Genomic DNA, 21,937 nt, shown 5'->3' on the forward strand with positions numbered 1-21,937 from the left:
GGGGGTTAGTGTCGTTCGATCATGTGGCCGGTGTCGCGGTAGATGCGTCCGCGTGCGCGGTCTATGGTGTGGCGTCCGTGGAGTTCGCCGAGGTATTCGTGGGGGAAGGTGTTGCGGCGGACGTTGAGGGCGACTTCGGTGAGGGGGCTGGGCACTGCGGTGAGTTGTTCGAGTTGCTCGTCGATTTCCTGCCCGATGTAGTAGCGGCCTTTGTGGGCGGAGTGGAAGTTGCAGAGGCTGGTTTCGATGCGGGCGACGTCTGGTTGGCCGGCTGCGGCGCGGAGTTGCTCGGTGAGTGCGTCGAGGTGGCGGATGGTCTCGGGGGTGTTGTCTTTCGGCTGGGGGCCGTAGATGTCTTGGAGGCCTTTGCGGGGGCCGGAGGAGCCGTCGTGGCAGGCGTCGGGGGCGTTGATGGGGGTGCCGAGGCAGCAGGCGGACATTTCGGCGACCTTGTAGGCGAAGTAGCGGCCGTTTCCCCAGACGGCGAGGGCGCGGTTCATCATTTCTTGCCAGCCGCGTGTGCCGGTGTGGGGTGGGGTGAGCCACTGGATGGGGCCGCCGTGGTTGTCGATGTGGTGGAGGAGGCTGGTCCAGTGTTTGCGGAAGCGGGTGGGGACGCGGTGGTTTCGGCGTTCGGTGCCGGTGGGGTAGGCGAGGTGGGTGTCTGGGAGGTGTGGGCCGGGGCTTTCGGCGTAGGAGCGGAGGGTGCTGCCCATGTGGTAGAAGCCGGTGTGGCGGAGGAGGAGCCAGGCGGTGTGTTCGCGTGAGCCGAGGGCTTCGCCGACTCCGGTGATGACGGGGTAGTGGGGGTCGCTGTCGCCGGCGGCGAGTTGTTTGCGGTGCCATCGGACGAAGTCGGCTTGGCGTTGCTCGGTGGTTTGGTGCACAGGGAGGGTGCGGGGCATGCGGGGTGTCCTTAGGTGGGGATGTTGTAGTCGCCGTTGGCGAGGCGTTGGGCCATGGCGCGTTCGCGTTCGGTGCGTTTGCGCTGGCCTCGTGCTGTTTCTTGGGCGTGGGTGAAGCAGTCTTTCATGCCTTGGAGCGCGTAGAACACGATGCTGTACCGGTAGGAGTCTTCGGTGAGGCGGGTGATGGGGGTGACTCCGTGGACGAGTTCTTTTCCTTTGAAGAAGCTCGCGGTGGAGTCTTGGCATGGGAGGACGAGGTCGTATTCGGGGAGGTGGAGGTGGCCGCCTCTGGTGTGGCGTCGGAGGACGGGCATGGCGGAGACGACGGGGTAGTTGAAGTTGTCGCGGTGGTATGGGAGTTGGGCGGTGTCGTTGATGACGCCGCTGGTCCAGAGTTTGGCTTCGCCCATTTTCCATTCTGGGAGGACGTCGGCGAGTTCGGTGCGGTCTTCGCGGACGAGTTCGGGGGAGTAGTCGGCGAGGAGGGCTGCGCATTGGTCGCCGATGTGGTCGAGTTCGGTTTGGATGTCGGGGTGGTCGATGGTGGCGCGGGCGGTGTCGCAGTTTTCGCGGAGGCGGAGGGGGCGGCGGGGCCGGTAGCCGAAGGTTTGGGATCGGCTGTTGTAGTTGTTGGAGCGCTGGAGGGTGCCGAATTTGAGGGTGTGGAGTTGTTGGCGGAGGCGGGCTGCGCCGGTGATTTTGAGTTGGGCGGCGACGGGGCGGCCGGTGTCGGCGTCGAGGATGACGACGTTGCCTCTGACGGTGGGTTGGCGGTCGGGGACGGTGTCTCCGATGAGGGTGGAGGCTTCGTCGGGGCTGCAGACGCGTTTGGCGTGGAGGATGGTGTAGTCGGGCATGGGGTTAGGGTTCCTGGGTGGGTGCGGGGGTGTTGTTGGCGGCGGCGAGGAGGTGGATGACGATGGCGGCGTTGGAGTCGTCGCAGTCGTCGTGGTTGGTGGCGTAGGCGGCGAGTTGTTCGACTACCCAGGTGTAGGTGTCGTAGTCGTAGCTGAGGACGAGCATGCGGCTGCCGCGTTCGGCGTAGGTGGCGGCTTTGTCGGCGTCGGAGTGGGAGGTGCTGAGGCCTTCGGCGAGGGGCGCGTTGGGGGCGCTGTCGATGGCGGCTTTGCTGGGGTCGATGGTGCCGTCGATTTCGGTGGCGACGGGGAGGGTGGGTGCGGTGGGGGGTTCGGGGAGGGTGTCTTCGGCGAGGGCGCGGAGGTCGTCGAGGTCGTCGTAGTTGTAGCCGGTGCCGTCGAGGTCGTGGTCGATGGATTCGAGGAGCTGGAGGAGGGTGTCGTCGTTGTAGGTGCCGAGGTCGGCGGTGCGGTTGTCTGCGAGGACGATGCGGGTGGCTGCTTCGTCGTCGACGTCGATCACCCAGCAGTCGATGGTGTGCCAGCGTTCGTCGTCGGGGTTGTTTTCGGCGAGGAGGCGGGCGGCGGCGAGGGTGTGGTTGCCTGCGAGGACTTCCATGGGGCGGCCGGTGTGGGTGCCCTTGTTGACGACGATGGGCCGGTATTGGCCGTTGGCGGCGAGGCTGTCGGCGATGGCGGTGGTGTCGCCGCGTCGGGGGTTGCGGTGGTAGGTGTGGAGGTCGTTGAGGGGGTGGGTTTCGGGGCTGCCTGTGGTGTTGGGAGCGGTCATGGCCGCATGGTGTCACGGGTGGGGGCGCGGTCAGTTTGGCCGCCGGCGGGTGGCGCGGGCGTTAAAAAGCCCCCGCGTGGGGTTCGCGGGGGCTGAGGGGTGTGGGGGTTAGCGCTGCCAGTGGGTGATGGCACCGTAGAGGTAGCCGAGCATGATGATGATTGGCACCAGCATCCACGCGGGGTAAATGTGGTGGGCGGCGACGCTGAGGCCGAAGTCTGCGAGGAGCCAGAGGGGGATGATCGAGAGGGCGAGAATGGTGGCGTTGATGTTTTTCCGGGCGGGGCTGAGCGTGGTGGACATTTGGGGGTTCCTTTCGCTGGGGGCTATTCTGTTGCCCGGTGTGCCCTCCCCCGTAACGGGGGAGGGGCCGGCGGCTAGTCTGTCTTGGTTGGGAGTCTAGCCGTTTTCTTTTTCTTCGCGGCGGGCTTTCCGTTCTTCACGCTTTTCGGCGAGGGTCACGGAGCGGTCCTTGATGCGAAGTGCTCGGAAGGCGAGCCACAGACCTGCTACGGTCGTGATGGCTTTGCCGCCGAGTTCCAGGGCTTCTTTGACCTGGTTAAAGGTGTCAGGGTTCATGTTTCACCTCCTTTCTGATGTAACTTATCTTAGCGCGTAGATTATCCGCAGGCAAACATCTCCCCTACCTCACCCTTCGCACCCCACCATGCGCCCCTTCTACGTGGCGCGGGTGATGCGGAGGGCTTCGTCGTGTGCGGCCTGTGGCCACCCCTTGGCGACGAGGAGGACGTCCCGGGTGTGGAGGACTTTGGGCGCGCTGTCGTCGTGGGGCATCCACCCGCTGGAGTGGTAGGCGGTGAACGCCTTGAAGATCCCGGCGGGGAGGTAGGTGCCCCAGCCACTGGGCGGCTCTTCAAGCGTCTTGCTGTCTACCACGGTGAGGTGGATGGTGTGCACGGTGTCGATGGTGGCGGCGACGGTTTCCGCACCTCCGATGATGATGCTCCCGGGCGGGATCTTTTCCGGGGTGTCGATGGTGGTGGCTCCGCTGCTCCACTCCCCTGCCGGGGTGGTGGTGAGGATGATGTTCTCGCGCTTGGGGAGGGGTTTGCGGGGGAGGCTCTCCCAGGTGCGGCGGCCCATGATGATGCGTTTGCCTGCGGTGAGGTGGGCGAACTTGCGGAGGTCTTCGGGGATGTGCCAGGGGAGGCCTTCGGGGCATCCGATGAGGGTGCCGTTGGGGGTGTCGGCTCCTGCGAGGATGAGGGTGTTTGTGCGGGTGGGTGTCATGGGGTTTGCTGCGTCGTCTCCCGGGTTGGGGTGTGCTGCGGTGGCTGTGGGTGGTGGGCTGGGGGCCTTCCACGTGGTGGCTGTGGGGTTCATGCTTGGGGGTGATCCTGTTCTGTGCGCGCGTGGATCGCCCCCATGAGGTCGTGGAGGCAGGCGATCATCCGGGGGCTGATGGGGACGTATTCGCATCCCCGGCAGCCGGTGTTGATGAGCGCCCCGTAGGTGCCGTCGTCGCAGAGCACGACGGTGGCGGTGGTCTCCTGGGGGCCAAGGAGGCTGGGCATGGTGACGTCGTGGGCGTACACGATGGTGCGGCCGCCGGGGAGCTGCATTTAGTGCTCCTCGTCGTAGTAGTAGTCGGACAGCGCGTCGATCAGGTCGCCCACCTCGCTGCGGGTGAGCCGCAGCCGGCAGAGGTGTTCGAGGGGCCGGTGTGGGGGTGTGATGAGGAGTTCGGCTTCGTCGTCCTCCTTGCGGACGACTTCCAGCCAGGTGTGCGCCAGGTGCGCCGTGTAGGACTCCGCGAGGTGCGGTGGGGTGCCTGCGCGCTCGCGTGCGGGTGGGAGTGTGGTGAGCATTAGGCCTCGTCTTCTTCGGTGGCGACGCGGACGTACATGCTGTCGGCGCGCTGCACAGCTTCGTATTCGTATCCGTCGTCAAAGGGTGCGGCCTTGGAGTTGACGCGGTAGACGAAGCCCGCGATGAGGGTTTTGCGGCGCGCGATTTCCTGGGCGTCGAGGTCGGGGCGCAGCTGCTGCGGGGTGGCCTTGACCCACTCGCCGGGGTTGGCGAGGCAGGTGTCGCGTAGGGCGGTGAGCTGCTCGACGGCGACGCGGCGGGCGCGGTACTTCTTGCCTGGCAGGGCGTCGACGACTTCAAAGGTGGGGGCGGTAGGCATGAGGTGTCCTTTCAGTTGGTGGGGTTACGGTCGGGGGCTACTGGGCATCAGGGGGTGGGTCCAGAATGTCGGCTAGGCGGTAGGCGGATGTGAGGGGGAGGACGGTGCCCATTTCTGCGGTGCCTTCCGTGTCGAAGGCCTCGCGAATGCCCACGTGCACAACTTTGCTGCTACCCCACTTCATGGCCCACGCTACGACGTACAGCTGCTTGCCATTGCCGACGTGGGTTTCTTTCGTGCGCCTGGTATCGGCGTCGCGGAGCGCTTCGCGGATTGCCACGCCCATCCGGCCCACCGCATTCGGGGTCTCTCGGGCTTCGTAGGTGACTGCCCACCCGTCGGTCTTGCTGCTGAGCTTGAACGATGCCCAGATGTTTTCAGTTTCGCGGTCGGGCCTGGTGCCCACGGTGAGGGTGACGCCACCGAACACGGGGGTTGCGTCTTCGTCGTCTGGCCACTCAAGGGAGCGCAGGGTCACGCGGGCCATTAGGATGCCCCCGGCGGGAGAGTGGCGGCGTAGGCCTCCAGCGCCCTCAGGTGCTCAAAGGTTTTGAGGTAGGCGTCTACGTGTTCACGGAACGTCAGCAGCGTGGAGTTCCACATCGTGCCCATACTTCCCTTGTCGGCAAGCGCGGTGTCGATATCGTCGGTGAGGTCGGTGAGGTTGTCGGCCGCCTTCCGGAGTCGGTGGCGGGTGTAGAGGATGTGGTCGGCGAGGGAACTCCCCTTAGTGGGTGCGTCGTCCTTGTAGGGGTTGTACATGGGGGTCTCCTAGTCGTGGGTGGGGGTAGCGGCTTCGGCGAGCTGGCGGGCGATGCCTGCGGCGACGTCGTGGGGGAAGTGCCAGGTGTGGGCCTCGTCGCGGCTTGTGAAGGTGACCCGCACCTCGTTGCCGTCGCTCTCGCATCTGATGGAGTCGAACCAGTGGGTTCGCACTATGGTGCGCGGCGGGGTGCGGTGGCGCATTTCCCAGAGGGGTTTTAGCCCCGCTGCGACGGCTGTAGCCCCGTAGGCGAGGACGATGATGCTGCACACGCCACCGGAGGCGAGGAGGGCGATCTCGGGCCAGTTCACGGGGTGTCCCCCGGCTGGGGTGAGTGGAACATCTCGTAGCCGGCGGTGAAGAATTTCTCGGCGTCTTCTACCCGCATGGTGACCGAGTCGGTGAGCACGCCATCGTCGATGAAGATCTGTGCTTCGCCGTTGCAGTGCACCTCGGCCCAGATGCGGCCCTCCGTGGTGGGGATGAACGGGGTGTCGCACATTAGTCCTCCTCCCACGGGTCGATGTCGTAGCAGCGCATCGTCTCGCCCAGCATGTAGTGCAGGGCGGCGACTTCGTCGCCGCTCATGGTGATTTCGAAGCTGCGGCCGTTGCTGGGGCTGATTTCGAGGGAGACCTGGGGTTCCAGGTCCGGGCCGTATCCGCCCATGACGTCCACGGCTGCGGCCGTCCACACGTGGAGCTGGGTGACCAGGCTGCTGCCCTGCTGTTGGATCCTCACGGGGCGTCCTCCGCTTCGACGGACACCTGGCAGGCCTCTTGCAGTGCGCGGATGAGGGCGGGCACCTCGGTGGTGGAGAGCACCGCCTGGCAGGTGCGTACGCTGCCGCTGGCGCTTGGCACGGCGAGGGCTACGCCTACCGTGCCGAGCTGCGTGGCGGTGACGTGCACGGTGTACTTCTCGCCGGTGAGGTGCTCGCTATCCGTGCACGCGAGGTGCCAGCCGTACCCGTCGCGGGTCAAGCCGCTCATTTCTGCTCCCCCTCTTTAATGTCGATCATCTTGGTCAATGCGTCGCGCAGCATCTTCATGCTCTCCAGGTCCAGGGCCAGGGCTTCTTCGTATTCCGTGATCACGCTGACGTAGAATCCATCAAAGGGACCAAATTCAATCAACACGGTGTAGATGTGGCTCGAGGTTGTGCTGTTGAGTTTCAGCTGCAAGCCGCTGATCATCGTTCGCACTTCGCTCATTGCTTTCTCCTTTTCTGGTGGGGCTACCGCGCCGGCGGGGTGTAGGGATCGTGGTCGTAGAAGACGTGGTGCGGGAGCACGGTGCGGGTGTCGCCGTCGTCGGTGGTGACGGTGCAGATGCCGCCTGCATAGGCCTTGAGCGTGCCGCCACGCCCCTTGGGGGTGCGGGCGTTGTCGAGGGTGACCCTGTGGCCGATGTGCTTTTTGACGTCGTCGAGGGTGAGGCCGATCAGCGAACCCCGGAAGCTGGCGTACTCCCCCAGCCCCTCCTGGACGTCTTTCGCCCACAAGGTCAGCTCCTCGGCCCAGTCGTTGAAGTCCGATCCGACGGCGAGGGTGTGCCGCGTGCTGTCTGCCAGGCCGGCCATCACTTCGGCCGCGTCGTAGAGCAGCTCGACGACTGTCGTGAGCTTCTCCAGTGCGGCGTCGTACTTGGGGGACACTGGGAATGGGGTTTTGTACATGGGGAGCATGGCGGTTCCTTTCAGTGGGCGGCGGCGTCTGCCAGGATGGTGGCGACGGCGTCGAGGTCGGTGGGGGTGAGGCATAGGCCGACGCGGACTCCGCGCCAGTCGGTGACGGTGAGGGTGATGCGGTCGCCGTCGCGGCGTGCGGCCAAGGTTTGGGTGTGCCCGTCGCGGCCGGCTACGGGGGTGCGGATCTGCCAGGTGTGGGTGTGGTTCATCGGCGCTAGTCCTTACCGATGAGGTCGAGCACCCAGGCGGCGAGGAGCATGGTGCAGGCGAGGCAGGCGAAGGCGGCGAGGAGGTCGAGAGGGTTCACTTGGGGGCTGCTTTCTGGGGTGGGGCGGTTTTGAGTGTTCACCTAGTTGGTGGCGGTCTGTTCGCCCATGACGTCCCGGATGGCGGTGGCGAGGGTGAGGGCGTCGTCGCATCCGATTTCGAAGGTGATGGCGCAGGAGATGTGTGTGCCTGAGCTGAATCCGAGGCTGCACAGTTGGTCGAAGGTGTCGGCGGTGACAAGGATGCGGTCGCCGGGGTCTTCGCCGGATTCGCAGTGGCGGAGGGCGATGGCCTGGTGGCGTCTGCCCCCGGCGGCGGCCTCGAGGAGGCGGGCGAGCCCGTGGGCGTAGGTGGTGTTGATGTTGAGCCACAGTGCCCCGCAGTCGGTGGTGAGGGCGAGGATGAGCCAGTCTTGGGTGATGGCGGCTTTAAGCGGGGGGAGTTCGCGTTCGGGGGTGCAGGCGGGAATGGAGATATCCGCTCGCCCCGCGCTGATGGTGGCGTGGCCGGTGGGCGCGTCCAGCAGAGCGACGGCCAGCTCCTTCAGCAGCTCGGGGGTGAGTTTGCGGGGAGTGGGCGGCACTTCACCTTCGTCGAGTTCGCTAACGTCGGTGGGGTAGACGGCCTCCCACTGGTCGGCGAAGTCCTCGGGCTGGTAGGTGTGCCAGCGGGAGAATTCTTCGATGAGCTGGGCGCGGATGTCTTCGAGGGTGCCGGTGTAGAAGCGCTCCGCGCCGTATCGGTTGTGCTTGGTGACGGAGAGTACGCAGGTGTACATGGTGGTTCCTTTCTGTAGGCCTCGGCGGGGTAGTGGCGGTGTGTCTCGCGACGAGCGCCAGGGTGGGGGTTAGGGGCGGAAGGGGCTGCGGTAGACGTGGTGGGCGTGGTAGAGGTCGGCGATGACGCTGAGGCTGGCGCCGGCGTCACGTACACGTTCGGCGAGTGCCTCGGCCTCTGCGCGGAGTGCGCGGACGTGCGGGTCGTTGTCGGTCGCCCCGGGTACGTGGCGGACGATCGCGTCGGCTTCGGCGAAGAGGTGGGCCGCGTCTACCGCCCAGCGGGTGGCCTGGGGGCCAAGGTCGGCGGTGATGAGTTCGATGTAGGAGCGGAGGTTGGTGGGGTGGGTGATGGTGGCCATGGGGGTTCCTTTCTGTAGGCCTTGGGGGCGGTGTGCCGTCGCGGCTAGCGCCTTGGAGGGGTGGGGGTTAGTTAGTGCTGGCGGCGTGCTGGATGGTGGCGGAGATTTCGTCGTCCGGGATGCCCATGGCGTGGAGGGTGATGCACAGCATCTTCTGCTCGGTGACGGCGTCCTGGTGGGCCTGGAGGGTGGCGGGGTCGATGCCGCCGGCGGTGGTGTGGGCGCTCACCCCGTTGGTCATGCGCTCGAGGGTGTTGTCGAGGCCGGCCTGGATAGTGCGGCTGCTGCGGGCGATTTCGCGGGTGGCTTCTGCCAGTCGCTTGAGCAGGTAGGTGGTGTTCATTGGTTGGTTCCTTTCGGCGGGGTGGGGTGGGGTTAGTGGGTGGCTGCGTACTTGTCGGCGGCGGCCTTGATGGTGGTGTGGATGAGATCCTTGGGGGCGTGGGCCTTGGCGAGGATTTCGATGAGTTCGCGCTGGCGGGCGGCCTGGTAGTGCAGCTGGGTGATGCGGTCCGGGGAGATTGCGGTGCCGTCGAAGCCGGTGGCTGCGGCTTCGCCGGCCTCGGTCCAGGCGGTGATGCTGTCCAGCTCGCGGGCGATAGCGTCGCGCAGTTCGAGGATTTCGCGGGTGGCGTTCGCGAGGTCGTTGGCGAGGGTGTCGATGAGGGCCTGGGGGGTGGTGTTTACGGTGGTCATTGGGTGGGTTCCTTTCGGTGGGCTTCCCGCTTACGTAAGTTACTTTAGCGCGAAGATTATCCGCGCGGCAAATATCCGCGCGGTGGGGGTAAGGAAATCCGCGAACTCCCTGGTTGCCACTACCCCCTCCCCGCCCAGACTGGCCCCACCTCCCCGGCCTAGCGCGTCTAATATCCGCGCGCTTTCCGGTGGGCGGCTGCGTCGGCAAGCAGGCGTGCCGTACACCAGAGCCGCAGCTGGTGCGTCCTGCCGCCGCCGAGGTCCGCCTCCCACAAGCCCCCGCTCTTACGCACCGTCGCCACAGGGGCGGTGCGGGCGATGGCGACTACCTCCTGCGAGTACTTCACGATGCGGTAGCGCTGCCGCACAGGCCAGTCCTCCCCCTGGGCGACCGCTTCCCGGTAGTTCTCGTCCTCCTGGGCTACCAGCGCCTCCAGCCGGGCCTCCGCCTCGGCGAGGGTGGGGCACTCCTCCAGGAAGTCCCACCCCATGCGGGGGCTGCCAAAGTCGGTCGCCTCCAGGAAGTAGGTGCAGTGGATGGTCTTGGGGGTGATGCGGTGCATGGTGGTTCCTTTCAGTAGGTGTAGAGCGACTCGGCGAAGGTGGCGATGACCAGCCACATGCTGGGTTTTTCGCCGGGCGCGTGGGTGTGGATGATCGGCTCAGGCTTGGCCATGAGCCGGGGCACGTCGTCGTCGACCAGGGGCCATCCAGCGCCGGTGCGGGTGGGCGGGGTGAGCGCGTCGCAGATGGGCTTGAGGGTGGCGACGAGGTTGTCGGTGTCGCGGCGGCGGTTGTCGGCGGGCCGGTAGTGGAGCTGGACGACCGCGTAGGGCACGCGGGTGGGCAGGCGTAGCGCGCGGGCGCGGGTGGCGACCTCGTGGCGAATCTCCCGCACCAGCCCGGCCCTCTGGTGGTGGTGCATGCGGTGGTTCATGCTCAGCGGCGGGGAGGTCCACGACAGGGGCATCGTGTACACGCCGGTCGGCTGGGGGTGGGTGCTCATGTGGTCGTCCTCTTTGCGCGGCGGTAGCGGGCACGGCAGCCCGTGCAGTACCCCCGCGCGTAGTGCATCACGTGGCCTTCGGGGATCTGCTCGGGGTTGCGCGTCCACGGGTGGAGGGGCTTGTGGCACCCCTGGCAGTGGTGAGGGATGGTGGGGCGTGGCCGGTGCCGTTGGTAGCGGGGTGCTGGGGTGCCGGCGATGGCGGCGAGTTGGGCGGCCGTGTCGGCGTCCCCGGTGCAGTAGACGCCGGCCTGGATGACTCCGGCGGCGGGGGCGGTGGTACGCCCGTCGAGGCTGGTGCCTGCGTGGAGGGCCTGCGCCGCGCAGCGGGCGAGGGCTGGGCAGCCGGTGCACGCATCCATCGCGGCGAGGGCGTCGGGGTGGAACGCGACGGGCGGCGGGTCGGTGTACACCGGGTTGCCTGCGCACGGCAGGATCGGCGGCCGGTCAGAATGGGGGTTCGTCGTCGCCTCCTGCGAAGCCGCCCTGCTGGGGGTTGGTGGACGTGTTCCAGGCCTGCGCGGCCGGCGAGGGCTTACCGCCACCGCTGGTGCCAGACCATCCGCCGTTGGCGACGTTGTCGTCCTTGAGCCACCGGAGGTTGACGCCGAGGTCTTGGACGTTGCACTCGAGGCTGTACCGCTTCTCCCCGTCGCGGGTCTCGTAGGCGCGGTTGTACAGCTCCCCGACCGCGATCACGGGCATCCCCTTGGCGAGCGCCTTCGCGGCCTGCTCGGCGGTGTTGCGCCACGCGGTGCAGCGCACGAAGGTGGTGCACTCGGTCTCCCACTGCCCGTCGGCGGTCTTGCGGCGCTTGTCGTAGGCGATGGTGAACGTCGCGCAGGGGACGCTGTTGGGGGTGTAGCGGAGTTCAGGGTCCGCCGTGAGGCGGCCGAGGAGTACTGCTGGGGGGTTCACTTCTGGGGGTCCTTTCGGTACGCGTAGGGAATGTGCCGTTCGGCGCGGTGGTAGTCGTGGCCTGGTTGGTAGACGGCCTCGGCAGTGTTGTTCCGTACCCGGGTCCAGTACTGGTCGGGCGGGAGGGCGCGGACGCGGCCGGAGCGCTGTGGGGCGACGACGGTCTGGGAGGGGTGTGCGCTGCGGGTGGGGTACCGCATCCACACCCCGGGGTTGTCGCGGAGCTTGGCGGCGAAGCGGTAGACCGCGCCGGTGCTGGTGCGCTTGCGTGCCTGGTGGCTCATGCGGGCACCTCCTCGGGGGTGGGGATGGCGACGTCGGTGCCGACGACGCTGACGATCGTGGCGACGGCGGTGTCGGGGATGCTGCCGACGAGGCGGCCGTTGACGGTGAGGATGCTGCGCTCCCGGCTGCTGGGGTCGGGGCTTACCTCCCACGCGGAGAGCGCGGCGAGGCGGGCCGTCCTGGACCCCTGGGAGCGGTTGTTGGCCAGCCCCCGCACTTGGTGGCGGGTGATGCCTATGGCGGCCGCGAGGCGGGGCCAGAGGCGCTCTGGGACAGCGCGGGCGAGCTTCCAGGCGTCGGGGTACACCTCCTTGACGACGCGGCCGGCCCACACCCCGGAGGGGCGGTGGTGGTGGAGTTCGTGCAGCAGCAGCCGGTGGCAGTGGTCGTACACGGGGCAGCTGCCGCAGGTGCGGGCGGCGGCGGCGAGGCGGGCGATGTTGTGGTCGGTGGTGTGGGTGTCGTTCCACTCGTACTCGTCGGAGCGGCCGGCGCACAGGGGCATGTCAGTGGTGGTCATCGGCGGCGAAGCGGTTGGTGACGATCGGGTGGGTGGCTAGCAGGGCGAGCAGGGTGGCGGCGACGAAGCAGCCGGTGAGGATGCTGGCGACGCCGGGGCCGGCGATGAGCATTGCGATCTGTGCGATCAGCAGCAGGGCAGCGCCGATGACGAGAAAGGCGAGGGCGGTGGCGATGAAGGTGACTTCGGCGCGGCTGGTGTCGTCGGCGGGGGTGGTTGGCTCGGGGGCGCGGTGGCTGGTGGTCATGGGGGTCTCCTTGGTGTGTGGGGCGGCTGGTGGGGTGGGGGGTTAGCTGATGGGGGCTTCGGCGATGGTGTCGGAGATGTCCGATTCGTCGGCCCCGTCTGCGAGGGCTTCGCGGTGCAGGTCGCGGAGCCGTGCGGTGGCCTCCTGCCACTTCGCGTGCAGCTCGTCGAGGGCGGTGGCGTCATCGGGAAGCCGGCCGTGCTGGAGGCGCTTCACGTCGCACCAGAGCTGGGTGCCGATCTCGTGGGCGATGCGGTGCAGCTCCGTGGTCGTGGAGGTCATCTGGAGGCTGTGGTCGAGTTTCATGGTGTTTCCTTTCGGCTGGTGGGGTGGGGTTTCATCGCGTTGCATCGCGGCCCATCGCTTCCCAGCCGGTTGCCATTCGGTCGTGTGGTATGGGGCGCGGGGCGGCGGGGTTAGAGGTCGTGGTGTTCGGCGGCGATGATGGTGATGGGGGCCTGCTCGTCGGGTGCGGGGGCGGCGACGATGCGGTACCCGTCTGCGGTGGGGATCTTGGCGAGGGGTTCGGCGGCGGTGGTGTTGGTGGGCTTGGGCTGGGGGACGGTGTTCATGGGGGTGGTTCCTTTCGGTTGGGGTGGGAGTGGGCCGGTGTGCCTCCCGGCTAGCGGCCCTGTTGGGGTGCCTGGTTAGGCGGTGTAGGTGAAGGTCACCGGCACGTTTTCTTCGTCGGCACGGTTGGTGTCGTAGTTGACGGTGAGGTCGCCGGTGAGCTTCGGCGGGGTGATGCCCCGGCGGCGCAGGTCGTCCATGGTGTAGTGGCGGGACATGCAGGTGTAGGCGTCGAGGCGGCTGTGGTTGTCGCCCTGGGCGTTGATGGTGTCGAGCAGCGTCTGCTCGAGGTGGTAGCTGGTGAGCGTTGCGGCGATGCTGCCGATGATGGCGGTGTCGACGTTGGGGGCCTGGGCCTGCATCTTTGCGACCATCTCCAGGTAGATGCGCTGGAGGGTGTCGTTGGGGGTGTGGTTGGTGATGCCGTAGAGGGCCATGGGGGTTCCCCTTTCTGGGGGTTGAAGGGCGGGGGCCGTGGTGTTGGAGCCGGCCCCGTGTTCACTGGTTGGCCCGGCGGGCTTCCCTGTGAACATAAGTTACTTTAGCGCGTAGCTTATCCGCGCGACAAATCTACGCATCGCGGGGGTAAAAATCCAACCAAAGCCCAAGGTTAGAGCTACCCCCTACCCACTACACACCATCACCCTTATGCGAAGATTCTGCCGTCATCCGCCCCACGTGCGGCACCTTCCGCCACCCCTGGGGACCAGCCCCCGCACAGGGCCACTCCGGCTCCGCGCCACACTCCGGGCACGTCACCCACAGCGCCCCGTGGGCCACGTACGCGGCACGGACAGGCCCACCGGTCGGGGTGAAGTTACTGGCGGTGAGGGCGCGCACGGCGGACCCCTTCGCCGCATCCCTGCGCACCGCTCGCGCCTCCTGCAAGATCGCGCCGATGGGGTTCCTGGGCACGTCGGACCATTGGTACACCCGCATGACGGCCTGCTCGAGGGTCTCGTTGTCGAAGGCTGCGGCCCGTAGCTGCGCAGCCCACGCCACCACCATCGCGTCACCGGGGGTGCCGATGGAGCGGTCGAAGCTCGCCACCATGCCGAGCAGCCGCGTGGCTTGCCGCATGTAGTGGCCGGGTACGTCGTCGGTCATGACGCCCCCACGAACCCGAGGAGGGAGGGCTTGGGGCCGAGGCCTAGCTCGTAGGCTCGCTCCGCCTCCTCAAACTGGCGGGCGAGCCTCTCCCCCGTCTCCAGCCAGCCGGCGACGCGGGCGTCGTTGGGGTTGTCGAAGACCTGCCCACCTCTGGTTTTGTACATGCGCGGCCCGTTGGCCTCGGCGGCCTTGGTGTCGTTCCACCCCTGCCTGCGGCGCATCCAGTTGCGCCATGCCGCGTCCCAGTCACGTTTGCGCGCGTTGGGGCCGCCCTCGGCCTTCCAGTGGTCGGTGAACAGCCGGTGCTCGTGGTCGACGTTGACGTCGGGGCATTCCTTGGCGACCTGGGCGACGGAGGCGGCGGCGGGTTCGAAGTCGTCGGGCAGGTAGCACATCGGCGCGGCCGGGGTGGGTGCGGGCTTCTTGGGGGCTGTGCGTGCCGGCGGTGCGGGCTGCTGCCCCCAGGGGGCGCCCGTGTGCTCTGCGGGGCTGCTGGCGGCAGTGGTGGCCGGTTCTGGTGTCTGTGTGGCCGCAGGGGCGGGGGCGGTGCCCTGGTTGCGGAGGCGGACGTTGACCACCCAGACGACGCCGTCCGGGGTGTCGAGACGCGTCAGCCACCCACGTTTGCACAGTGCCGTCAGGGCTGCGGCGAACGTCGGCCCGGAGATGCCGAGCGCGGTCTTAGCCCGCGAGTAGGTCACCTGCCAGCCGTCACGGTGCCTGCGCAGCCACATATAGACGGTCTTGTCCCGGGGCAGCAGCTCCGGGTCGTCGATCAGCTCGTTGGGGATGATGGTGTAGGAGCCGTCCGGGTGAGGCTGCTGTTGGACGCGTGCAGGCCGCATCTATTCCACCTCCCCAAGTGCATCGGTGGCGTCGGCGCTGTCGATGTACCCGTACTTCTCGAGCTGCACGAGGCCCATCTCAATCTCGGTGGTGTCGTGGTCGAGGGCGTGGGCGATGGCGTCGACGGTGCGGAGATGGGGGTAGTTCGCCGCGTCGAGGTATGCGTAGATGACGCGGGCCAGGGGCACCAGGCGTACGTCGAGGAGGATGCGGGTGGGGATGGTGGCGATGGGTTCGAGGGGTTCGGCGTGGGCGATGACACCCAGCACATCAGGGCTATGCGGCACTGTGGTTCCTTTCTGGGAGCGGGGTGGAGCGGGGCGCACACCAGGGGCCGGCGGCGGGGCGCTAGCCCCTGGGGGTGCGGGTTGATTTAAGCCGGAACGGCTGCGCGGTCAGGCGGCGCGGGGGCTTCGGCTTCCTGCGGTGGTTCGGCCGGGGCCTGGGCGAGTGCTTTCGCGGCCTGGGAGATGCGCTCCGCGAGGTCAGCGTGGCCGCGCGCGGTGGCCGTCTTCCACAGCTCTCGGAGGCCGGGGACGTCCTTGTCTTCTGCCAGGCGGGCGAAGGTCTTCTCGAGGCCCGCCTGCCCGGTAGGGTCCGGGTCAACATAGGTGGAGGAGGTGGTGCTCACCCCGACCCCCATGTTGTCGAGCAGTGCTTCGATGGTGAAGTCCGGTAGGGCCATCTCGCCGCCGGGTGCGAGCTGGAGGCGGGTGGAGGCAATTTTGGTGAGGGTGAACTCCTGGGGGCGGCGGGCCTGGACGATGGCCTGCGCGTAGAACGGGGTGTCCTTCTGGCACCGCACCTTCCACTCGCGTTCGCCGGTGGGCTTGCCGTCGCTGCTGACGATGGTGACGTTCTCCAGCCGGGCGGTGACGATGACCGGGCCGGGGAACTTGCGGCACGCCTGCCACAGCTGGATGATGCGGGCCTTGGCGGTGTTCCAGAGGTCCATCGTGATTTGGGCGTCGCCGGTACTGCCGCGCCCCTTGTACCGCCGCCGGTTGGCCATGTGCTGCGCTTCGTCGGACAGCAGCGTCCACACCTCGGTGACGCTGTCGATGATGAGCATGTTGTAGCGGCCCTCGGGGGCGGGCTGGGCTGCCGCCCACTCGGTGGCGGCGAGGATGTCGTCGAAGCTGCCGTCGTGTTCGACGATGCTGTAGTTAGCGCCGGGGACGGCCGCGTATTCGTCGGCGGAGGACTCCCCCACTTCGATGAAGTAGGCGTCGCCGACGTTTTTGCCGCCGGTGGCCTGCGCGGCTGCCCAGGTTTTTCCGGATCCTTCGATGCCGGCGAGGAGGATGATGGGCCAGTGGACTTGGCCGGTGGGCTTGCGGACGGTGCGGCTCATCGCTCCACCTCCACGGTTGCGGGGGTGGGCAGTGCCGGCAGCTCGCCGCGTTCCACGGCGGTGGTGAGCATCTGCTCCGCGATGCGGGTGGCGGCCTGGTTCGGGCGCACGGTGAGCACCCCGGGCTTACGGGCGATACGCCACCCGGCGGGGGCCTGCCCGGTGGCCTCCCACTGTGCGAGTGCGTCGTTGGCCAGCGCGGTGAGTGCGGTGTCCTCCGGCTCGTAGACGACGAGGTCGGGGTGCGTCTCGGCGAGGGCCTGCGCGGCCTTGCGCTGGAGGTAGTCGGGGATGACCGGGGCCAGAACGTCGGGGTGTTCGGCGGCGACGATGGCGAGGTCGTCGACGACGGCGGTGGGCTTGGGGAAGCTGCGGCTCACGGTGCCGAGCTTCACGCCGGCTGCGGTGATGGCGGTGCGGGTGTCGCCGTCGGCCATCGCGGCGTGGGCGTCGCGCTTCTCGGCGCTGTTGATGTCGCCGAGGAGCTTCAGGAGTGCCCGTTGCAGGACGAGGCGGGAGATGGTAGCGTCATCAACGGCGTTGCCGCTGGTGGTTCGGCGGCTATTGCTAACCGACATTTTTGTTGGTTCCTTTCTGTAGGCCCCGGCATCTACGCGCGAGATGCCGGGGTTTCTGCATGGTTAGAGGCTTGCGCGTGCGCCCTGGGCGATGAACTCGTCGTAGGCTGCGCGGCTGATGAGCCGGGAGCCGCCGACCTTGATGGAATTGATCTTTCCGGTACGTGCGTAGTTGCTGACGGTTCCGTGGGACAGGGAGAGCAGGTCGGCGACCTGGGAGACGGTGTAGAAGACCTTGTGCGGGTCCTCGAGTTCCCGGATGGAGGGGGAGTGGTTCGGCATGGTGCCTGGTGTCCTTTCTGTGGGCGGGTGCCGGTGCGAAGTTTATCCGCAGTGGCTACACGACTAACTTAAGGTCCCTTAGCTGGATTTCGCAACCGCCCAGCTTGTTTGCGAATTTTGTCGCGAGTCGCATCATTTTGGGGCGTGCGCGTAGATGCTACGATCAGGCCCATGAACGTCTCCCCTACTCCCCCGCCCCCTGAGATCTGGCCACCAGGTCTCCTCCTCCGCGAGGCGCGCACGCGCAGCAGGATGTCCAAGCGTGGTGCCGCTGCCCTGGCAGGCATCTCCGAGACCCGGTACCGGCAGGTCGAGCTGGGCTGGTGGCGCTCACAAGGCGAGTGGGTGCCGGTGACCGTGCCGGCGGGCACCCTGTCGACGCTCGCGAACACTGTCGGCGCGGACGTGTCCCAGGTGCTCAAGGCCGCCGGCTTCGACGCGGCGACGGTGAGCCACTTCGATACCCAGCAGCAGATCATCCAGCTTCTGGAGGCCCTGCCCCAGGAGAAGCTGCACGCCGTCCTCGGGTTCATCCAAGGCCAGCTCCACAGCTAGACAACCCCCTTCCCCTTCCACACGCGTAAGCCCCGCCCCGGCACACTTGGTGCACGGTGGCGGGGTTCGCTGCATCCTAGGGGGCTGCGGTGATTGCTGGCAGCCCGACGACGTGGGTGAGGCGGCCGAGGGCTTCCCGGGCCATGGTCTGGGGCACGTGGAGGTACCGGCGGGTGGACAGCACGCTGGAGTGGCCGAGGAGCTGCACGATCACCTCGGGGGAGACCCCACCTTCCAGCAGGAGACTGGCTGCGGTGTGGCGGGCGCTGTGGAAGTCGATGCGGGGCACCCCTGCGCGGTCGAGCGCCTCCCGCCAGCGTTGGGTGACGTACCGGTCCTCCAGCGGCCGGCCGGAGGCGCTGGGCCACACGAGGTTGTAGGGACCGCCGGGGATGCTGGCGAGGTGCTCCGCAAGGGCGATGCGGGCCGGCTCAGGGATGGGAATGGCGCGGATTGATGCCTGGGTTTTCGGCCTGGTGAATACGCGGGTGCGGTTGCAGGGCCGCCAGTCGAACCCCGGGGGAATGTCGAGGGTGCGGGAGGGGCACCGGACAGCGGTGTGCTCGTCCTGGTTGTGGCACCGGGGGCCGTGGGCGTAGGGGATGGACTGGATCTGCCAGGACAGGTCGATGACGCCGGCATCGACGTCGACGCGGTCGCGTTCCAGGCCAATGAGTTCGCCCTTGCGCGCCCCGGTGAGCAGTGCGCAGGTCCACAGGGTGGCCAGGGGGTCGCGGGCGTCGTGGGCGGTGGTGATGATGCGCTTGGCCTCCTCGGCGGTGAGCGCGTCGCGGCGGCGGCTCTGCGCCCTGGGGCGCTGCATACGGGCGACGGGGTTGGTGTCGAGGATGCCCTCTTCGACGGCGGCGTCGAGGATGCGGGACAGGACGCTGTGGGCGATCTGCACGGTGCGGTCGCTGACGCCGGCCTTGCGGACGTAGGCGTGGAATTCGCGGACGTCGGCGGGGGTGATGGATCCTACGGGGATGTCGCCGAGGGTGGGGTTGATGTACCGGCGGATCTTGGAGCGGTGGTCGGCTGCGGTGCGGGGGTTGAGCCGGTAGTGGGCGTACTCGCGTAGGTAGGTGTCGCACCAGCGCGAGAGGGGGAGTTCGCGGGGGTTGGCGCGGAGTTGGGCTTCGCGGCGGAGTTCGCGGAGGGCTTGGCGGGCTGCGGTCTTGGTGCGGCAGGTTTTGGAGCGGCGGATGCGGGAGCCGTCGGGGCGGAGGGCGATGGTGGCCTGGGCGACCCAGTAGTCGCCCCTGCGGTAGACGGTGCCCTTGTGGAGCGTGGGGTTCATGTGTACCTCGTCTTGGAAGGGTGGTTGCCGAGACCCCGGGGTAAGTTATGCGGAGTCTCTACGCGGCATATTATCGCCGGTGCGTAGATTTGCAAAGTTTCTCCGCAAGTTCCTGCCGATTTGCCGTTTTGAAGACCCGAGGGGTGCGCCATTCCTACGCGCCATGTTGCCCGCACCTTGCCCGTGAGTTTGTGCAAATGCCTGTGGCCGCGTATCCTGGTCCGAGCCGACAAAGCCGCAGGTCATTGGGCCCGTGTGGGAACGTCGTATAGTGGCTAATACCTCAGCCTTCCAAGCTGAAGACGCGGGTTCGATTCCCGTCGTTCCCTCAAAACAACGCCCCTGGTCAGAGATGGTTTTTCTCCGACCAGGGGCGTTCGTCATATCGCTGCGCGCGCGATTCTTTCTTGTGCACGCGCATCCGACACAAGGTTTGAGTCGCGCGCCGGACACGGCTGGCGTTTGTGTCGTCCCCTACTGAGTGCGCGAGGGCGGACGCTGCCAGTGGGTCACGCCGATGTAGATGGACCACAGCAACAGCAGCACAGGGACAACCAGCACTGCGGGGTGGGCCTTGTGGGCGGCAACGCTGAGCCCGAAGTCGGCCAGCAGCCAAAGGGGAATGAGCTGCATAGCGAGGATGTACCGGTTGATCCCTTTGCGCGCGGGAGAAAGTCCGTTGGCCATGGGCAACTCCTTGATCTGTTGGGGGGCCTGCACGCCACACACGACACCAACGACAGGGCAGCGCGGGCAGCACGATTTCCGTACAGGGAGATTTTAACCGTGGATCCGGGGCGTGCGCCCGGCATGCAGCGGGGCCAACGACGGGGAGCTGCAGCATCACACAGACGCCCACACTCCCACCCATGAACACCCCAACCTCGTGGCGCAGCGCGCCCCACAGACCAACACCCGCACTCCCCCGCCACCTATCGGCCGTGATGACACTCCGGCCGAGATGCAGTCTTCACACTGCGCCCACACACGCACCACGTCCGGCAGGCGCGGCGCCCTGAACGACACGTTCCCGCCAGAGGCGCCGCGGTTGATGTCCCCCAACACCCCGGCACGAGCGCCCTGAGCGCAGTGCGCTCAAGCATGTACACCGAACGCGTTCAGGACGCGGTCCACTACCCCCAGAGAGCGCACCACTGACGCCGGTTTTCTCAGGTAGCAGTTCTCCTGCACATTGCCTGATATTCAGCATGATCACCGAACTATTCGCGGCAATGAAATCCATCGAAAGGTGGAATGCACCCTGCGCGACCTGCACTGTTGCCTCTCTCGCGTGCTGCACATTGGGCACCCGAGAGCGGAACCCAACTCTCAGACTTGAGCACAGGCGCCGCTCGAGCACCGCCTGCGACCGGCACGTTTACTGAGTTCGGCGGATGTGTCACAGAGTTTTCACATGTCACGAACCCGACGATCCTGCGCGCCACTGCAAATTACCTTGGCGCAGGTCAGCAAACATTGATAGCACGAATGCAGTCACAGAGACTCACCCACACATGCGAGTCGAACGGCGGTAAATTTCTGTGAAAATCCTTAACAAGACCTGAGGGTGACACTCATGTCAACATCGTTCAAAGGAACCTTTATCCCAAAATCCTAGGTCAGCGACAGGAACGAGCAAGCATCAATCCATGACCTTTTCTCAGATACTGCACGACTATTCTTTTTGCGTTAACCTAGTCGGCATGCAACCTAAGATCATTGACGCTGTGAGCGGTGTTGAGTTGTGGACGGCCCGGGAATGTGCGGAAGTTTCGGGTACGGCACGCGGCACCTTCACTAGCTATGCAGGCCGCGGCCGGGCACCTAAGCCCGTCGCCAAGCTGCACGGACTGACCTTGTGGGACTCGCGCGAGATCCGCGACTGGATCGACATGCGCAAGACTCCTCAGGCTGCAGGATAGAAGCTTTCTCACGACACGGGAATCTGCAGGAAATTACTACAGAATCCTTGAATGCTGTAAGAAGTTTTTCTTTCTCGTCGCTCCGCGCAGTGGGAACCCCACACCATCCCGGAAGATTTTTTCTTCCCCAGGGACACGGTGTGGGGTTTTTGCATACTTCGCACCCGACATTCTTTTTGACAAAGACTTCCCCACAGGCATTATCTCCACGACCCCACCGAGCGTTACACCCAAATCATATATTTCTTTGCCGCAGAATTGCTATTCCTTAAATCGGACCGATTCCTACGGTACCGTATTTTTTCAAAGCTCCTGCACGTGCCCGGCTGCACTACTGACACACCCCAAAGGTTAAGAACTACCTAAGATTCTCCCCGGCCAGCACACCTGCACCCCCTCTGCGCGCGGCCAGCATGCTCGCGCGCGCCGACGCTCCACCCCTTGTCCCTGTGCGAGCGGCCCGCGTGCGAGGGCCGGTACGTTCCACCCCTGCCCGCAGGCCCCACCCTCCTGGGCACCGTCGCACCTGGTGTGGTGGGCATGACGAAGGGCACCTGCCCGCGGGATGCGGGGCAGGTGCCCTTGAACATGTGTGGTGCGGGGGATGGCCGCACCGGCAGGCGTTAGGCCTCCGGGAGTGCGGGCGGCACGCCGGTCTTCTCAAAGTCAGCGAGGATGTCGATGCGGCGCTGGTGGCGCTCCTCGTTGGACCAGGGCTGCTCCAGGAACGCGTCCACGATGGCAAGGACCTCATCCTTGGAGTGCATGCGGCCACCGATGCCGATGAGCTGGGCGTTGTTGTGCTCGCGGGCGAGCTTCGCGGTCTCCACGGACCACGCCAGGGCACAGCGGGCACCCTTGACCTTGTTGGCGGCAATCTGCTCACCATTGCCGGAGCCACCCAGCACGATGCCGAGGGACCCCGGATCGTTCACGGTGCGGCGGGCGGCCTCGATGCAGAACGCCGGGTAGTCGTCGAGGGCATCGTAGACGTGTGCACCGCAGTCAATAACCTCGTGGCCTGCGGCGGTGAGGTGTTCGGCGATTGCATTCTTCATGTCGAACCCTGCGTGGTCCGCTCCCAAGTAAACGCGCATGGCCACCAGTGTAACCAACAACGCAGCGGCCGCAGATTTCTGCCCCGCCGGTGTGACTACCCCGCCCCAGCACCCCCGGATGTCCACTCG

At 66.6% G+C, this 21,937-nt stretch carries 43 protein-coding genes and 1 tRNA gene; 3 read left to right on the plus strand and 41 right to left on the minus strand.

Going from position 1 to position 21,937, the window contains the following annotated elements; genetic code table 11:
- Nucleotides 1-5: 5 nt before the first annotated feature.
- From C1Y63_RS04805 to C1Y63_RS04980, 38 genes are all read right to left on the minus strand, one after another.
- A complete protein-coding gene (locus tag C1Y63_RS04805; protein ID WP_106015335.1) occupies nucleotides 6-905 on the minus strand; it encodes a hypothetical protein in 900 nt (299 codons plus the stop codon).
- A gap of 11 nt (nucleotides 906-916) precedes the next feature.
- A complete protein-coding gene (locus tag C1Y63_RS04810; protein ID WP_106015336.1) occupies nucleotides 917-1,765 on the minus strand; it encodes a hypothetical protein in 849 nt (282 codons plus the stop codon).
- Between the two features lie 4 nt (nucleotides 1,766-1,769).
- Nucleotides 1,770-2,555, minus strand: a complete 786-nt coding sequence (locus C1Y63_RS04815) for a ParB/RepB/Spo0J family partition protein (RefSeq protein WP_106015337.1) — start codon at nucleotides 2,553-2,555, stop codon at nucleotides 1,770-1,772.
- A gap of 108 nt (nucleotides 2,556-2,663) precedes the next feature.
- A complete protein-coding gene (locus tag C1Y63_RS04820) occupies nucleotides 2,664-2,858 on the minus strand; it encodes a hypothetical protein (protein WP_106015338.1) in 195 nt (64 codons plus the stop codon).
- Between the two features lie 96 nt (nucleotides 2,859-2,954).
- A complete protein-coding gene (locus C1Y63_RS04825; protein WP_106015339.1) occupies nucleotides 2,955-3,134 on the minus strand; it encodes a hypothetical protein in 180 nt (59 codons plus the stop codon).
- 99 nt (nucleotides 3,135-3,233) lie between these two features.
- Nucleotides 3,234-3,899 carry a dihydrofolate reductase gene (locus C1Y63_RS04830; protein ID WP_233195581.1) on the minus strand — a complete coding sequence of 222 codons (666 nt, stop codon included), beginning with the start codon at nucleotides 3,897-3,899 and terminating at the stop codon, nucleotides 3,234-3,236.
- Nucleotides 3,896-4,138: a hypothetical protein gene (locus C1Y63_RS04835; protein ID WP_106015341.1), complete on the minus strand. Its 243-nt coding sequence runs from the start codon at nucleotides 4,136-4,138 to the stop codon at nucleotides 3,896-3,898. Before C1Y63_RS04835 ends, C1Y63_RS04830 begins: the two co-directional genes overlap by 4 nt.
- Nucleotides 4,139-4,384, minus strand: a complete 246-nt coding sequence (locus C1Y63_RS04840) for a hypothetical protein (protein WP_106015342.1) — start codon at nucleotides 4,382-4,384, stop codon at nucleotides 4,139-4,141.
- Nucleotides 4,384-4,704 carry a hypothetical protein gene (locus tag C1Y63_RS04845; protein ID WP_106015343.1) on the minus strand — a complete coding sequence of 107 codons (321 nt, stop codon included), beginning with the start codon at nucleotides 4,702-4,704 and terminating at the stop codon, nucleotides 4,384-4,386. The genes C1Y63_RS04840 and C1Y63_RS04845 overlap by 1 nt, the downstream gene beginning before the upstream one ends.
- A gap of 37 nt (nucleotides 4,705-4,741) precedes the next feature.
- Nucleotides 4,742-5,191, minus strand: coding sequence for a hypothetical protein (locus tag C1Y63_RS04850; RefSeq protein WP_106015344.1), 450 nt, complete (start codon nucleotides 5,189-5,191; stop codon nucleotides 4,742-4,744).
- On the minus strand, nucleotides 5,191-5,466 hold the full coding sequence (locus C1Y63_RS04855) for a hypothetical protein (protein ID WP_106015345.1): 276 nt from the start codon (nucleotides 5,464-5,466) through the stop codon (nucleotides 5,191-5,193). The genes C1Y63_RS04850 and C1Y63_RS04855 overlap by 1 nt, the downstream gene beginning before the upstream one ends.
- 9 nt (nucleotides 5,467-5,475) lie before the next feature.
- Entirely contained in the window at nucleotides 5,476-5,778 is a 303-nt protein-coding gene (locus C1Y63_RS04860) for a hypothetical protein (RefSeq protein WP_106015346.1), read from the minus strand.
- Nucleotides 5,775-5,969, minus strand: coding sequence for a hypothetical protein (locus C1Y63_RS04865; RefSeq protein WP_106015347.1), 195 nt, complete (start codon nucleotides 5,967-5,969; stop codon nucleotides 5,775-5,777). Before C1Y63_RS04865 ends, C1Y63_RS04860 begins: the two co-directional genes overlap by 4 nt.
- Entirely contained in the window at nucleotides 5,969-6,208 is a 240-nt protein-coding gene (locus C1Y63_RS04870) for a hypothetical protein (RefSeq protein ID WP_106015348.1), read from the minus strand. Before C1Y63_RS04870 ends, C1Y63_RS04865 begins: the two co-directional genes overlap by 1 nt.
- The gene (locus C1Y63_RS04875) at nucleotides 6,205-6,459 is read right to left on the minus strand and encodes a hypothetical protein (protein ID WP_106015349.1); all 255 of its coding nucleotides are present in this window, start codon (nucleotides 6,457-6,459) and stop codon (nucleotides 6,205-6,207) included. Before C1Y63_RS04875 ends, C1Y63_RS04870 begins: the two co-directional genes overlap by 4 nt.
- Nucleotides 6,456-6,680 (minus strand): hypothetical protein, encoded by a 225-nt coding sequence (locus tag C1Y63_RS04880; RefSeq protein WP_106015350.1) that lies wholly within the window; start codon nucleotides 6,678-6,680, stop codon nucleotides 6,456-6,458. Before C1Y63_RS04880 ends, C1Y63_RS04875 begins: the two co-directional genes overlap by 4 nt.
- A gap of 23 nt (nucleotides 6,681-6,703) precedes the next feature.
- On the minus strand, nucleotides 6,704-7,144 hold the full coding sequence (locus C1Y63_RS04885) for a hypothetical protein (RefSeq protein WP_158256086.1): 441 nt from the start codon (nucleotides 7,142-7,144) through the stop codon (nucleotides 6,704-6,706).
- Between the two features lie 20 nt (nucleotides 7,145-7,164).
- Nucleotides 7,165-7,365: a hypothetical protein gene (locus C1Y63_RS04890; RefSeq protein ID WP_106015352.1), complete on the minus strand. Its 201-nt coding sequence runs from the start codon at nucleotides 7,363-7,365 to the stop codon at nucleotides 7,165-7,167.
- Between the two features lie 140 nt (nucleotides 7,366-7,505).
- On the minus strand, nucleotides 7,506-8,201 hold the full coding sequence (locus tag C1Y63_RS04895) for a hypothetical protein (protein ID WP_106015353.1): 696 nt from the start codon (nucleotides 8,199-8,201) through the stop codon (nucleotides 7,506-7,508).
- Between the two features lie 69 nt (nucleotides 8,202-8,270).
- Nucleotides 8,271-8,561 carry a hypothetical protein gene (locus tag C1Y63_RS04900; RefSeq protein ID WP_106015354.1) on the minus strand — a complete coding sequence of 97 codons (291 nt, stop codon included), beginning with the start codon at nucleotides 8,559-8,561 and terminating at the stop codon, nucleotides 8,271-8,273.
- 67 nt (nucleotides 8,562-8,628) lie between these two features.
- Nucleotides 8,629-8,904 (minus strand): hypothetical protein, encoded by a 276-nt coding sequence (locus tag C1Y63_RS04905; protein ID WP_106015355.1) that lies wholly within the window; start codon nucleotides 8,902-8,904, stop codon nucleotides 8,629-8,631.
- A gap of 32 nt (nucleotides 8,905-8,936) precedes the next feature.
- A complete protein-coding gene (locus C1Y63_RS04910) occupies nucleotides 8,937-9,257 on the minus strand; it encodes a hypothetical protein (RefSeq protein ID WP_106015356.1) in 321 nt (106 codons plus the stop codon).
- Between the two features lie 167 nt (nucleotides 9,258-9,424).
- A complete protein-coding gene (locus C1Y63_RS04915) occupies nucleotides 9,425-9,820 on the minus strand; it encodes a hypothetical protein (RefSeq protein WP_106015357.1) in 396 nt (131 codons plus the stop codon).
- 11 nt (nucleotides 9,821-9,831) lie between these two features.
- The gene (locus C1Y63_RS04920) at nucleotides 9,832-10,263 is read right to left on the minus strand and encodes a hypothetical protein (protein WP_106015358.1); all 432 of its coding nucleotides are present in this window, start codon (nucleotides 10,261-10,263) and stop codon (nucleotides 9,832-9,834) included.
- Complete coding sequence (locus C1Y63_RS04925; protein ID WP_106015359.1) at nucleotides 10,260-10,676, minus strand: hypothetical protein; 417 nt, start codon at nucleotides 10,674-10,676, stop codon at nucleotides 10,260-10,262. The genes C1Y63_RS04920 and C1Y63_RS04925 overlap by 4 nt, the downstream gene beginning before the upstream one ends.
- Nucleotides 10,677-10,710: 34 nt before the next feature.
- A complete protein-coding gene (locus tag C1Y63_RS04930; RefSeq protein WP_158256087.1) occupies nucleotides 10,711-11,181 on the minus strand; it encodes a single-stranded DNA-binding protein in 471 nt (156 codons plus the stop codon).
- Nucleotides 11,178-11,465, minus strand: a complete 288-nt coding sequence (locus C1Y63_RS12665) for a hypothetical protein (protein WP_158256088.1) — start codon at nucleotides 11,463-11,465, stop codon at nucleotides 11,178-11,180. The genes C1Y63_RS04930 and C1Y63_RS12665 overlap by 4 nt, the downstream gene beginning before the upstream one ends.
- A complete protein-coding gene (locus tag C1Y63_RS04935; RefSeq protein ID WP_106015361.1) occupies nucleotides 11,462-11,986 on the minus strand; it encodes a WhiB family transcriptional regulator in 525 nt (174 codons plus the stop codon). The genes C1Y63_RS12665 and C1Y63_RS04935 overlap by 4 nt, the downstream gene beginning before the upstream one ends.
- The gene (locus C1Y63_RS04940) at nucleotides 11,973-12,233 is read right to left on the minus strand and encodes a hypothetical protein (protein WP_106015362.1); all 261 of its coding nucleotides are present in this window, start codon (nucleotides 12,231-12,233) and stop codon (nucleotides 11,973-11,975) included. The genes C1Y63_RS04935 and C1Y63_RS04940 overlap by 14 nt, the downstream gene beginning before the upstream one ends.
- A 42-nt stretch (nucleotides 12,234-12,275) precedes the next feature.
- Entirely contained in the window at nucleotides 12,276-12,539 is a 264-nt protein-coding gene (locus C1Y63_RS04945; RefSeq protein WP_106015363.1) for a hypothetical protein, read from the minus strand.
- A gap of 110 nt (nucleotides 12,540-12,649) precedes the next feature.
- Nucleotides 12,650-12,805, minus strand: a complete 156-nt coding sequence (locus tag C1Y63_RS12670; RefSeq protein WP_158256089.1) for a hypothetical protein — start codon at nucleotides 12,803-12,805, stop codon at nucleotides 12,650-12,652.
- Nucleotides 12,806-12,880: 75 nt separating this feature from the next.
- A complete protein-coding gene (locus C1Y63_RS04950; RefSeq protein WP_106015364.1) occupies nucleotides 12,881-13,240 on the minus strand; it encodes a hypothetical protein in 360 nt (119 codons plus the stop codon).
- A 193-nt stretch (nucleotides 13,241-13,433) separates the two neighbouring features.
- Nucleotides 13,434-13,910 (minus strand): hypothetical protein, encoded by a 477-nt coding sequence (locus C1Y63_RS04955; RefSeq protein ID WP_106015365.1) that lies wholly within the window; start codon nucleotides 13,908-13,910, stop codon nucleotides 13,434-13,436.
- The gene (locus C1Y63_RS04960) at nucleotides 13,907-14,758 is read right to left on the minus strand and encodes a hypothetical protein (RefSeq protein WP_106015366.1); all 852 of its coding nucleotides are present in this window, start codon (nucleotides 14,756-14,758) and stop codon (nucleotides 13,907-13,909) included. Before C1Y63_RS04960 ends, C1Y63_RS04955 begins: the two co-directional genes overlap by 4 nt.
- Entirely contained in the window at nucleotides 14,759-15,046 is a 288-nt protein-coding gene (locus C1Y63_RS04965; protein ID WP_146128865.1) for a hypothetical protein, read from the minus strand.
- 86 nt (nucleotides 15,047-15,132) lie between these two features.
- Nucleotides 15,133-16,113 (minus strand): AAA family ATPase, encoded by a 981-nt coding sequence (locus C1Y63_RS04970; protein ID WP_106015368.1) that lies wholly within the window; start codon nucleotides 16,111-16,113, stop codon nucleotides 15,133-15,135.
- On the minus strand, nucleotides 16,110-16,691 hold the full coding sequence (locus C1Y63_RS04975; RefSeq protein WP_106015369.1) for a hypothetical protein: 582 nt from the start codon (nucleotides 16,689-16,691) through the stop codon (nucleotides 16,110-16,112). Before C1Y63_RS04975 ends, C1Y63_RS04970 begins: the two co-directional genes overlap by 4 nt.
- A 63-nt stretch (nucleotides 16,692-16,754) precedes the next feature.
- Nucleotides 16,755-16,973 carry a helix-turn-helix domain-containing protein gene (locus tag C1Y63_RS04980; protein ID WP_106015370.1) on the minus strand — a complete coding sequence of 73 codons (219 nt, stop codon included), beginning with the start codon at nucleotides 16,971-16,973 and terminating at the stop codon, nucleotides 16,755-16,757.
- Between the two features lie 171 nt (nucleotides 16,974-17,144).
- Between C1Y63_RS04980 and C1Y63_RS04985 the strand changes: the two genes are divergently transcribed.
- Complete coding sequence (locus C1Y63_RS04985; RefSeq protein ID WP_146128866.1) at nucleotides 17,145-17,528, plus strand: helix-turn-helix transcriptional regulator; 384 nt, start codon at nucleotides 17,145-17,147, stop codon at nucleotides 17,526-17,528.
- A gap of 76 nt (nucleotides 17,529-17,604) precedes the next feature.
- Here the strand turns inward: C1Y63_RS04985 and C1Y63_RS04990 are convergent, their stop codons facing one another.
- Nucleotides 17,605-18,828: a site-specific integrase gene (locus C1Y63_RS04990; protein ID WP_106015372.1), complete on the minus strand. Its 1,224-nt coding sequence runs from the start codon at nucleotides 18,826-18,828 to the stop codon at nucleotides 17,605-17,607.
- Between the two features lie 257 nt (nucleotides 18,829-19,085).
- Between C1Y63_RS04990 and C1Y63_RS04995 the strand changes: the two genes are divergently transcribed.
- Nucleotides 19,086-19,157, plus strand: a tRNA-Gly gene (locus C1Y63_RS04995).
- 145 nt (nucleotides 19,158-19,302) lie between these two features.
- Here the strand turns inward: C1Y63_RS04995 and C1Y63_RS05000 are convergent.
- Nucleotides 19,303-19,515: a hypothetical protein gene (locus tag C1Y63_RS05000; RefSeq protein ID WP_106015373.1), complete on the minus strand. Its 213-nt coding sequence runs from the start codon at nucleotides 19,513-19,515 to the stop codon at nucleotides 19,303-19,305.
- 1,016 nt (nucleotides 19,516-20,531) lie between these two features.
- Here C1Y63_RS05000 and C1Y63_RS05005 point away from each other — a divergent pair.
- Nucleotides 20,532-20,750, plus strand: a complete 219-nt coding sequence (locus C1Y63_RS05005; protein ID WP_106015390.1) for an AlpA family transcriptional regulator — start codon at nucleotides 20,532-20,534, stop codon at nucleotides 20,748-20,750.
- Nucleotides 20,751-21,373: 623 nt separating this feature from the next.
- Here the strand turns inward: C1Y63_RS05005 and C1Y63_RS05010 are convergent.
- Entirely contained in the window at nucleotides 21,374-21,847 is a 474-nt protein-coding gene (locus tag C1Y63_RS05010) for a ribose-5-phosphate isomerase (RefSeq protein WP_106015391.1), read from the minus strand.
- Between the last annotated feature and the right edge of the window lie 90 nt (nucleotides 21,848-21,937).

The organism is Corynebacterium sp. 13CS0277, assembly GCF_002994655.1.
Taxonomy (GTDB): Bacteria; Actinomycetota; Actinomycetes; order Mycobacteriales; family Mycobacteriaceae; genus Corynebacterium.

Coding starts and splice junctions, on each gene's coding strand:
- C1Y63_RS04910 (WP_106015356.1), bottom strand. CDS start 9,257: ATGACCACCGTAAACACCACCCCCCAGGCCCTCATCGACACCCTCGCC.
- C1Y63_RS04810 (WP_106015336.1), bottom strand. CDS start 1,765: ATGCCCGACTACACCATCCTCCACGCCAAACGCGTCTGCAGCCCCGAC.
- C1Y63_RS04850 (WP_106015344.1), bottom strand. CDS start 5,191: ATGGCCCGCGTGACCCTGCGCTCCCTTGAGTGGCCAGACGACGAAGAC.
- C1Y63_RS04845 (WP_106015343.1), bottom strand. CDS start 4,704: ATGCCTACCGCCCCCACCTTTGAAGTCGTCGACGCCCTGCCAGGCAAG.
- C1Y63_RS12670 (WP_158256089.1), bottom strand. CDS start 12,805: ATGAACACCGTCCCCCAGCCCAAGCCCACCAACACCACCGCCGCCGAA.
- C1Y63_RS04920 (WP_106015358.1), bottom strand. CDS start 10,263: ATGAGCACCCACCCCCAGCCGACCGGCGTGTACACGATGCCCCTGTCG.
- C1Y63_RS05010 (WP_106015391.1), bottom strand. CDS start 21,847: ATGCGCGTTTACTTGGGAGCGGACCACGCAGGGTTCGACATGAAGAAT.
- C1Y63_RS04825 (WP_106015339.1), bottom strand. CDS start 3,134: ATGAACCCTGACACCTTTAACCAGGTCAAAGAAGCCCTGGAACTCGGC.
- C1Y63_RS04950 (WP_106015364.1), bottom strand. CDS start 13,240: ATGGCCCTCTACGGCATCACCAACCACACCCCCAACGACACCCTCCAG.
- C1Y63_RS04835 (WP_106015341.1), bottom strand. CDS start 4,138: ATGCAGCTCCCCGGCGGCCGCACCATCGTGTACGCCCACGACGTCACC.
- C1Y63_RS04900 (WP_106015354.1), bottom strand. CDS start 8,561: ATGGCCACCATCACCCACCCCACCAACCTCCGCTCCTACATCGAACTC.
- C1Y63_RS04830 (WP_233195581.1), bottom strand. CDS start 3,899: ATGAACCCCACAGCCACCACGTGGAAGGCCCCCAGCCCACCACCCACA.
- C1Y63_RS04915 (WP_106015357.1), bottom strand. CDS start 9,820: ATGCACCGCATCACCCCCAAGACCATCCACTGCACCTACTTCCTGGAG.
- C1Y63_RS04805 (WP_106015335.1), bottom strand. CDS start 905: ATGCCCCGCACCCTCCCTGTGCACCAAACCACCGAGCAACGCCAAGCC.
- C1Y63_RS04840 (WP_106015342.1), bottom strand. CDS start 4,384: ATGCTCACCACACTCCCACCCGCACGCGAGCGCGCAGGCACCCCACCG.
- C1Y63_RS04940 (WP_106015362.1), bottom strand. CDS start 12,233: ATGACCACCAGCCACCGCGCCCCCGAGCCAACCACCCCCGCCGACGAC.
- C1Y63_RS04905 (WP_106015355.1), bottom strand. CDS start 8,904: ATGAACACCACCTACCTGCTCAAGCGACTGGCAGAAGCCACCCGCGAA.
- C1Y63_RS04890 (WP_106015352.1), bottom strand. CDS start 7,365: ATGAACCACACCCACACCTGGCAGATCCGCACCCCCGTAGCCGGCCGC.
- C1Y63_RS04885 (WP_158256086.1), bottom strand. CDS start 7,144: ATGTACAAAACCCCATTCCCAGTGTCCCCCAAGTACGACGCCGCACTG.
- C1Y63_RS04855 (WP_106015345.1), bottom strand. CDS start 5,466: ATGTACAACCCCTACAAGGACGACGCACCCACTAAGGGGAGTTCCCTC.
- C1Y63_RS05005 (WP_106015390.1), top strand. CDS start 20,532: ATGCAACCTAAGATCATTGACGCTGTGAGCGGTGTTGAGTTGTGGACG.
- C1Y63_RS04960 (WP_106015366.1), bottom strand. CDS start 14,758: ATGCGGCCTGCACGCGTCCAACAGCAGCCTCACCCGGACGGCTCCTAC.
- C1Y63_RS04955 (WP_106015365.1), bottom strand. CDS start 13,910: ATGACCGACGACGTACCCGGCCACTACATGCGGCAAGCCACGCGGCTG.
- C1Y63_RS12665 (WP_158256088.1), bottom strand. CDS start 11,465: ATGAGCCACCAGGCACGCAAGCGCACCAGCACCGGCGCGGTCTACCGC.
- C1Y63_RS04875 (WP_106015349.1), bottom strand. CDS start 6,459: ATGAGCGGCTTGACCCGCGACGGGTACGGCTGGCACCTCGCGTGCACG.
- C1Y63_RS04815 (WP_106015337.1), bottom strand. CDS start 2,555: ATGACCGCTCCCAACACCACAGGCAGCCCCGAAACCCACCCCCTCAAC.
- C1Y63_RS04820 (WP_106015338.1), bottom strand. CDS start 2,858: ATGTCCACCACGCTCAGCCCCGCCCGGAAAAACATCAACGCCACCATT.
- C1Y63_RS04985 (WP_146128866.1), top strand. CDS start 17,145: ATGAACGTCTCCCCTACTCCCCCGCCCCCTGAGATCTGGCCACCAGGT.
- C1Y63_RS04945 (WP_106015363.1), bottom strand. CDS start 12,539: ATGAAACTCGACCACAGCCTCCAGATGACCTCCACGACCACGGAGCTG.
- C1Y63_RS04990 (WP_106015372.1), bottom strand. CDS start 18,828: ATGAACCCCACGCTCCACAAGGGCACCGTCTACCGCAGGGGCGACTAC.
- C1Y63_RS04865 (WP_106015347.1), bottom strand. CDS start 5,969: ATGTGCGACACCCCGTTCATCCCCACCACGGAGGGCCGCATCTGGGCC.
- C1Y63_RS04980 (WP_106015370.1), bottom strand. CDS start 16,973: ATGCCGAACCACTCCCCCTCCATCCGGGAACTCGAGGACCCGCACAAG.
- C1Y63_RS04970 (WP_106015368.1), bottom strand. CDS start 16,113: ATGAGCCGCACCGTCCGCAAGCCCACCGGCCAAGTCCACTGGCCCATC.
- C1Y63_RS04895 (WP_106015353.1), bottom strand. CDS start 8,201: ATGTACACCTGCGTACTCTCCGTCACCAAGCACAACCGATACGGCGCG.
- C1Y63_RS04935 (WP_106015361.1), bottom strand. CDS start 11,986: ATGACCACCACTGACATGCCCCTGTGCGCCGGCCGCTCCGACGAGTAC.
- C1Y63_RS04975 (WP_106015369.1), bottom strand. CDS start 16,691: ATGTCGGTTAGCAATAGCCGCCGAACCACCAGCGGCAACGCCGTTGAT.
- C1Y63_RS04880 (WP_106015350.1), bottom strand. CDS start 6,680: ATGAGCGAAGTGCGAACGATGATCAGCGGCTTGCAGCTGAAACTCAAC.
- C1Y63_RS05000 (WP_106015373.1), bottom strand. CDS start 19,515: ATGGCCAACGGACTTTCTCCCGCGCGCAAAGGGATCAACCGGTACATC.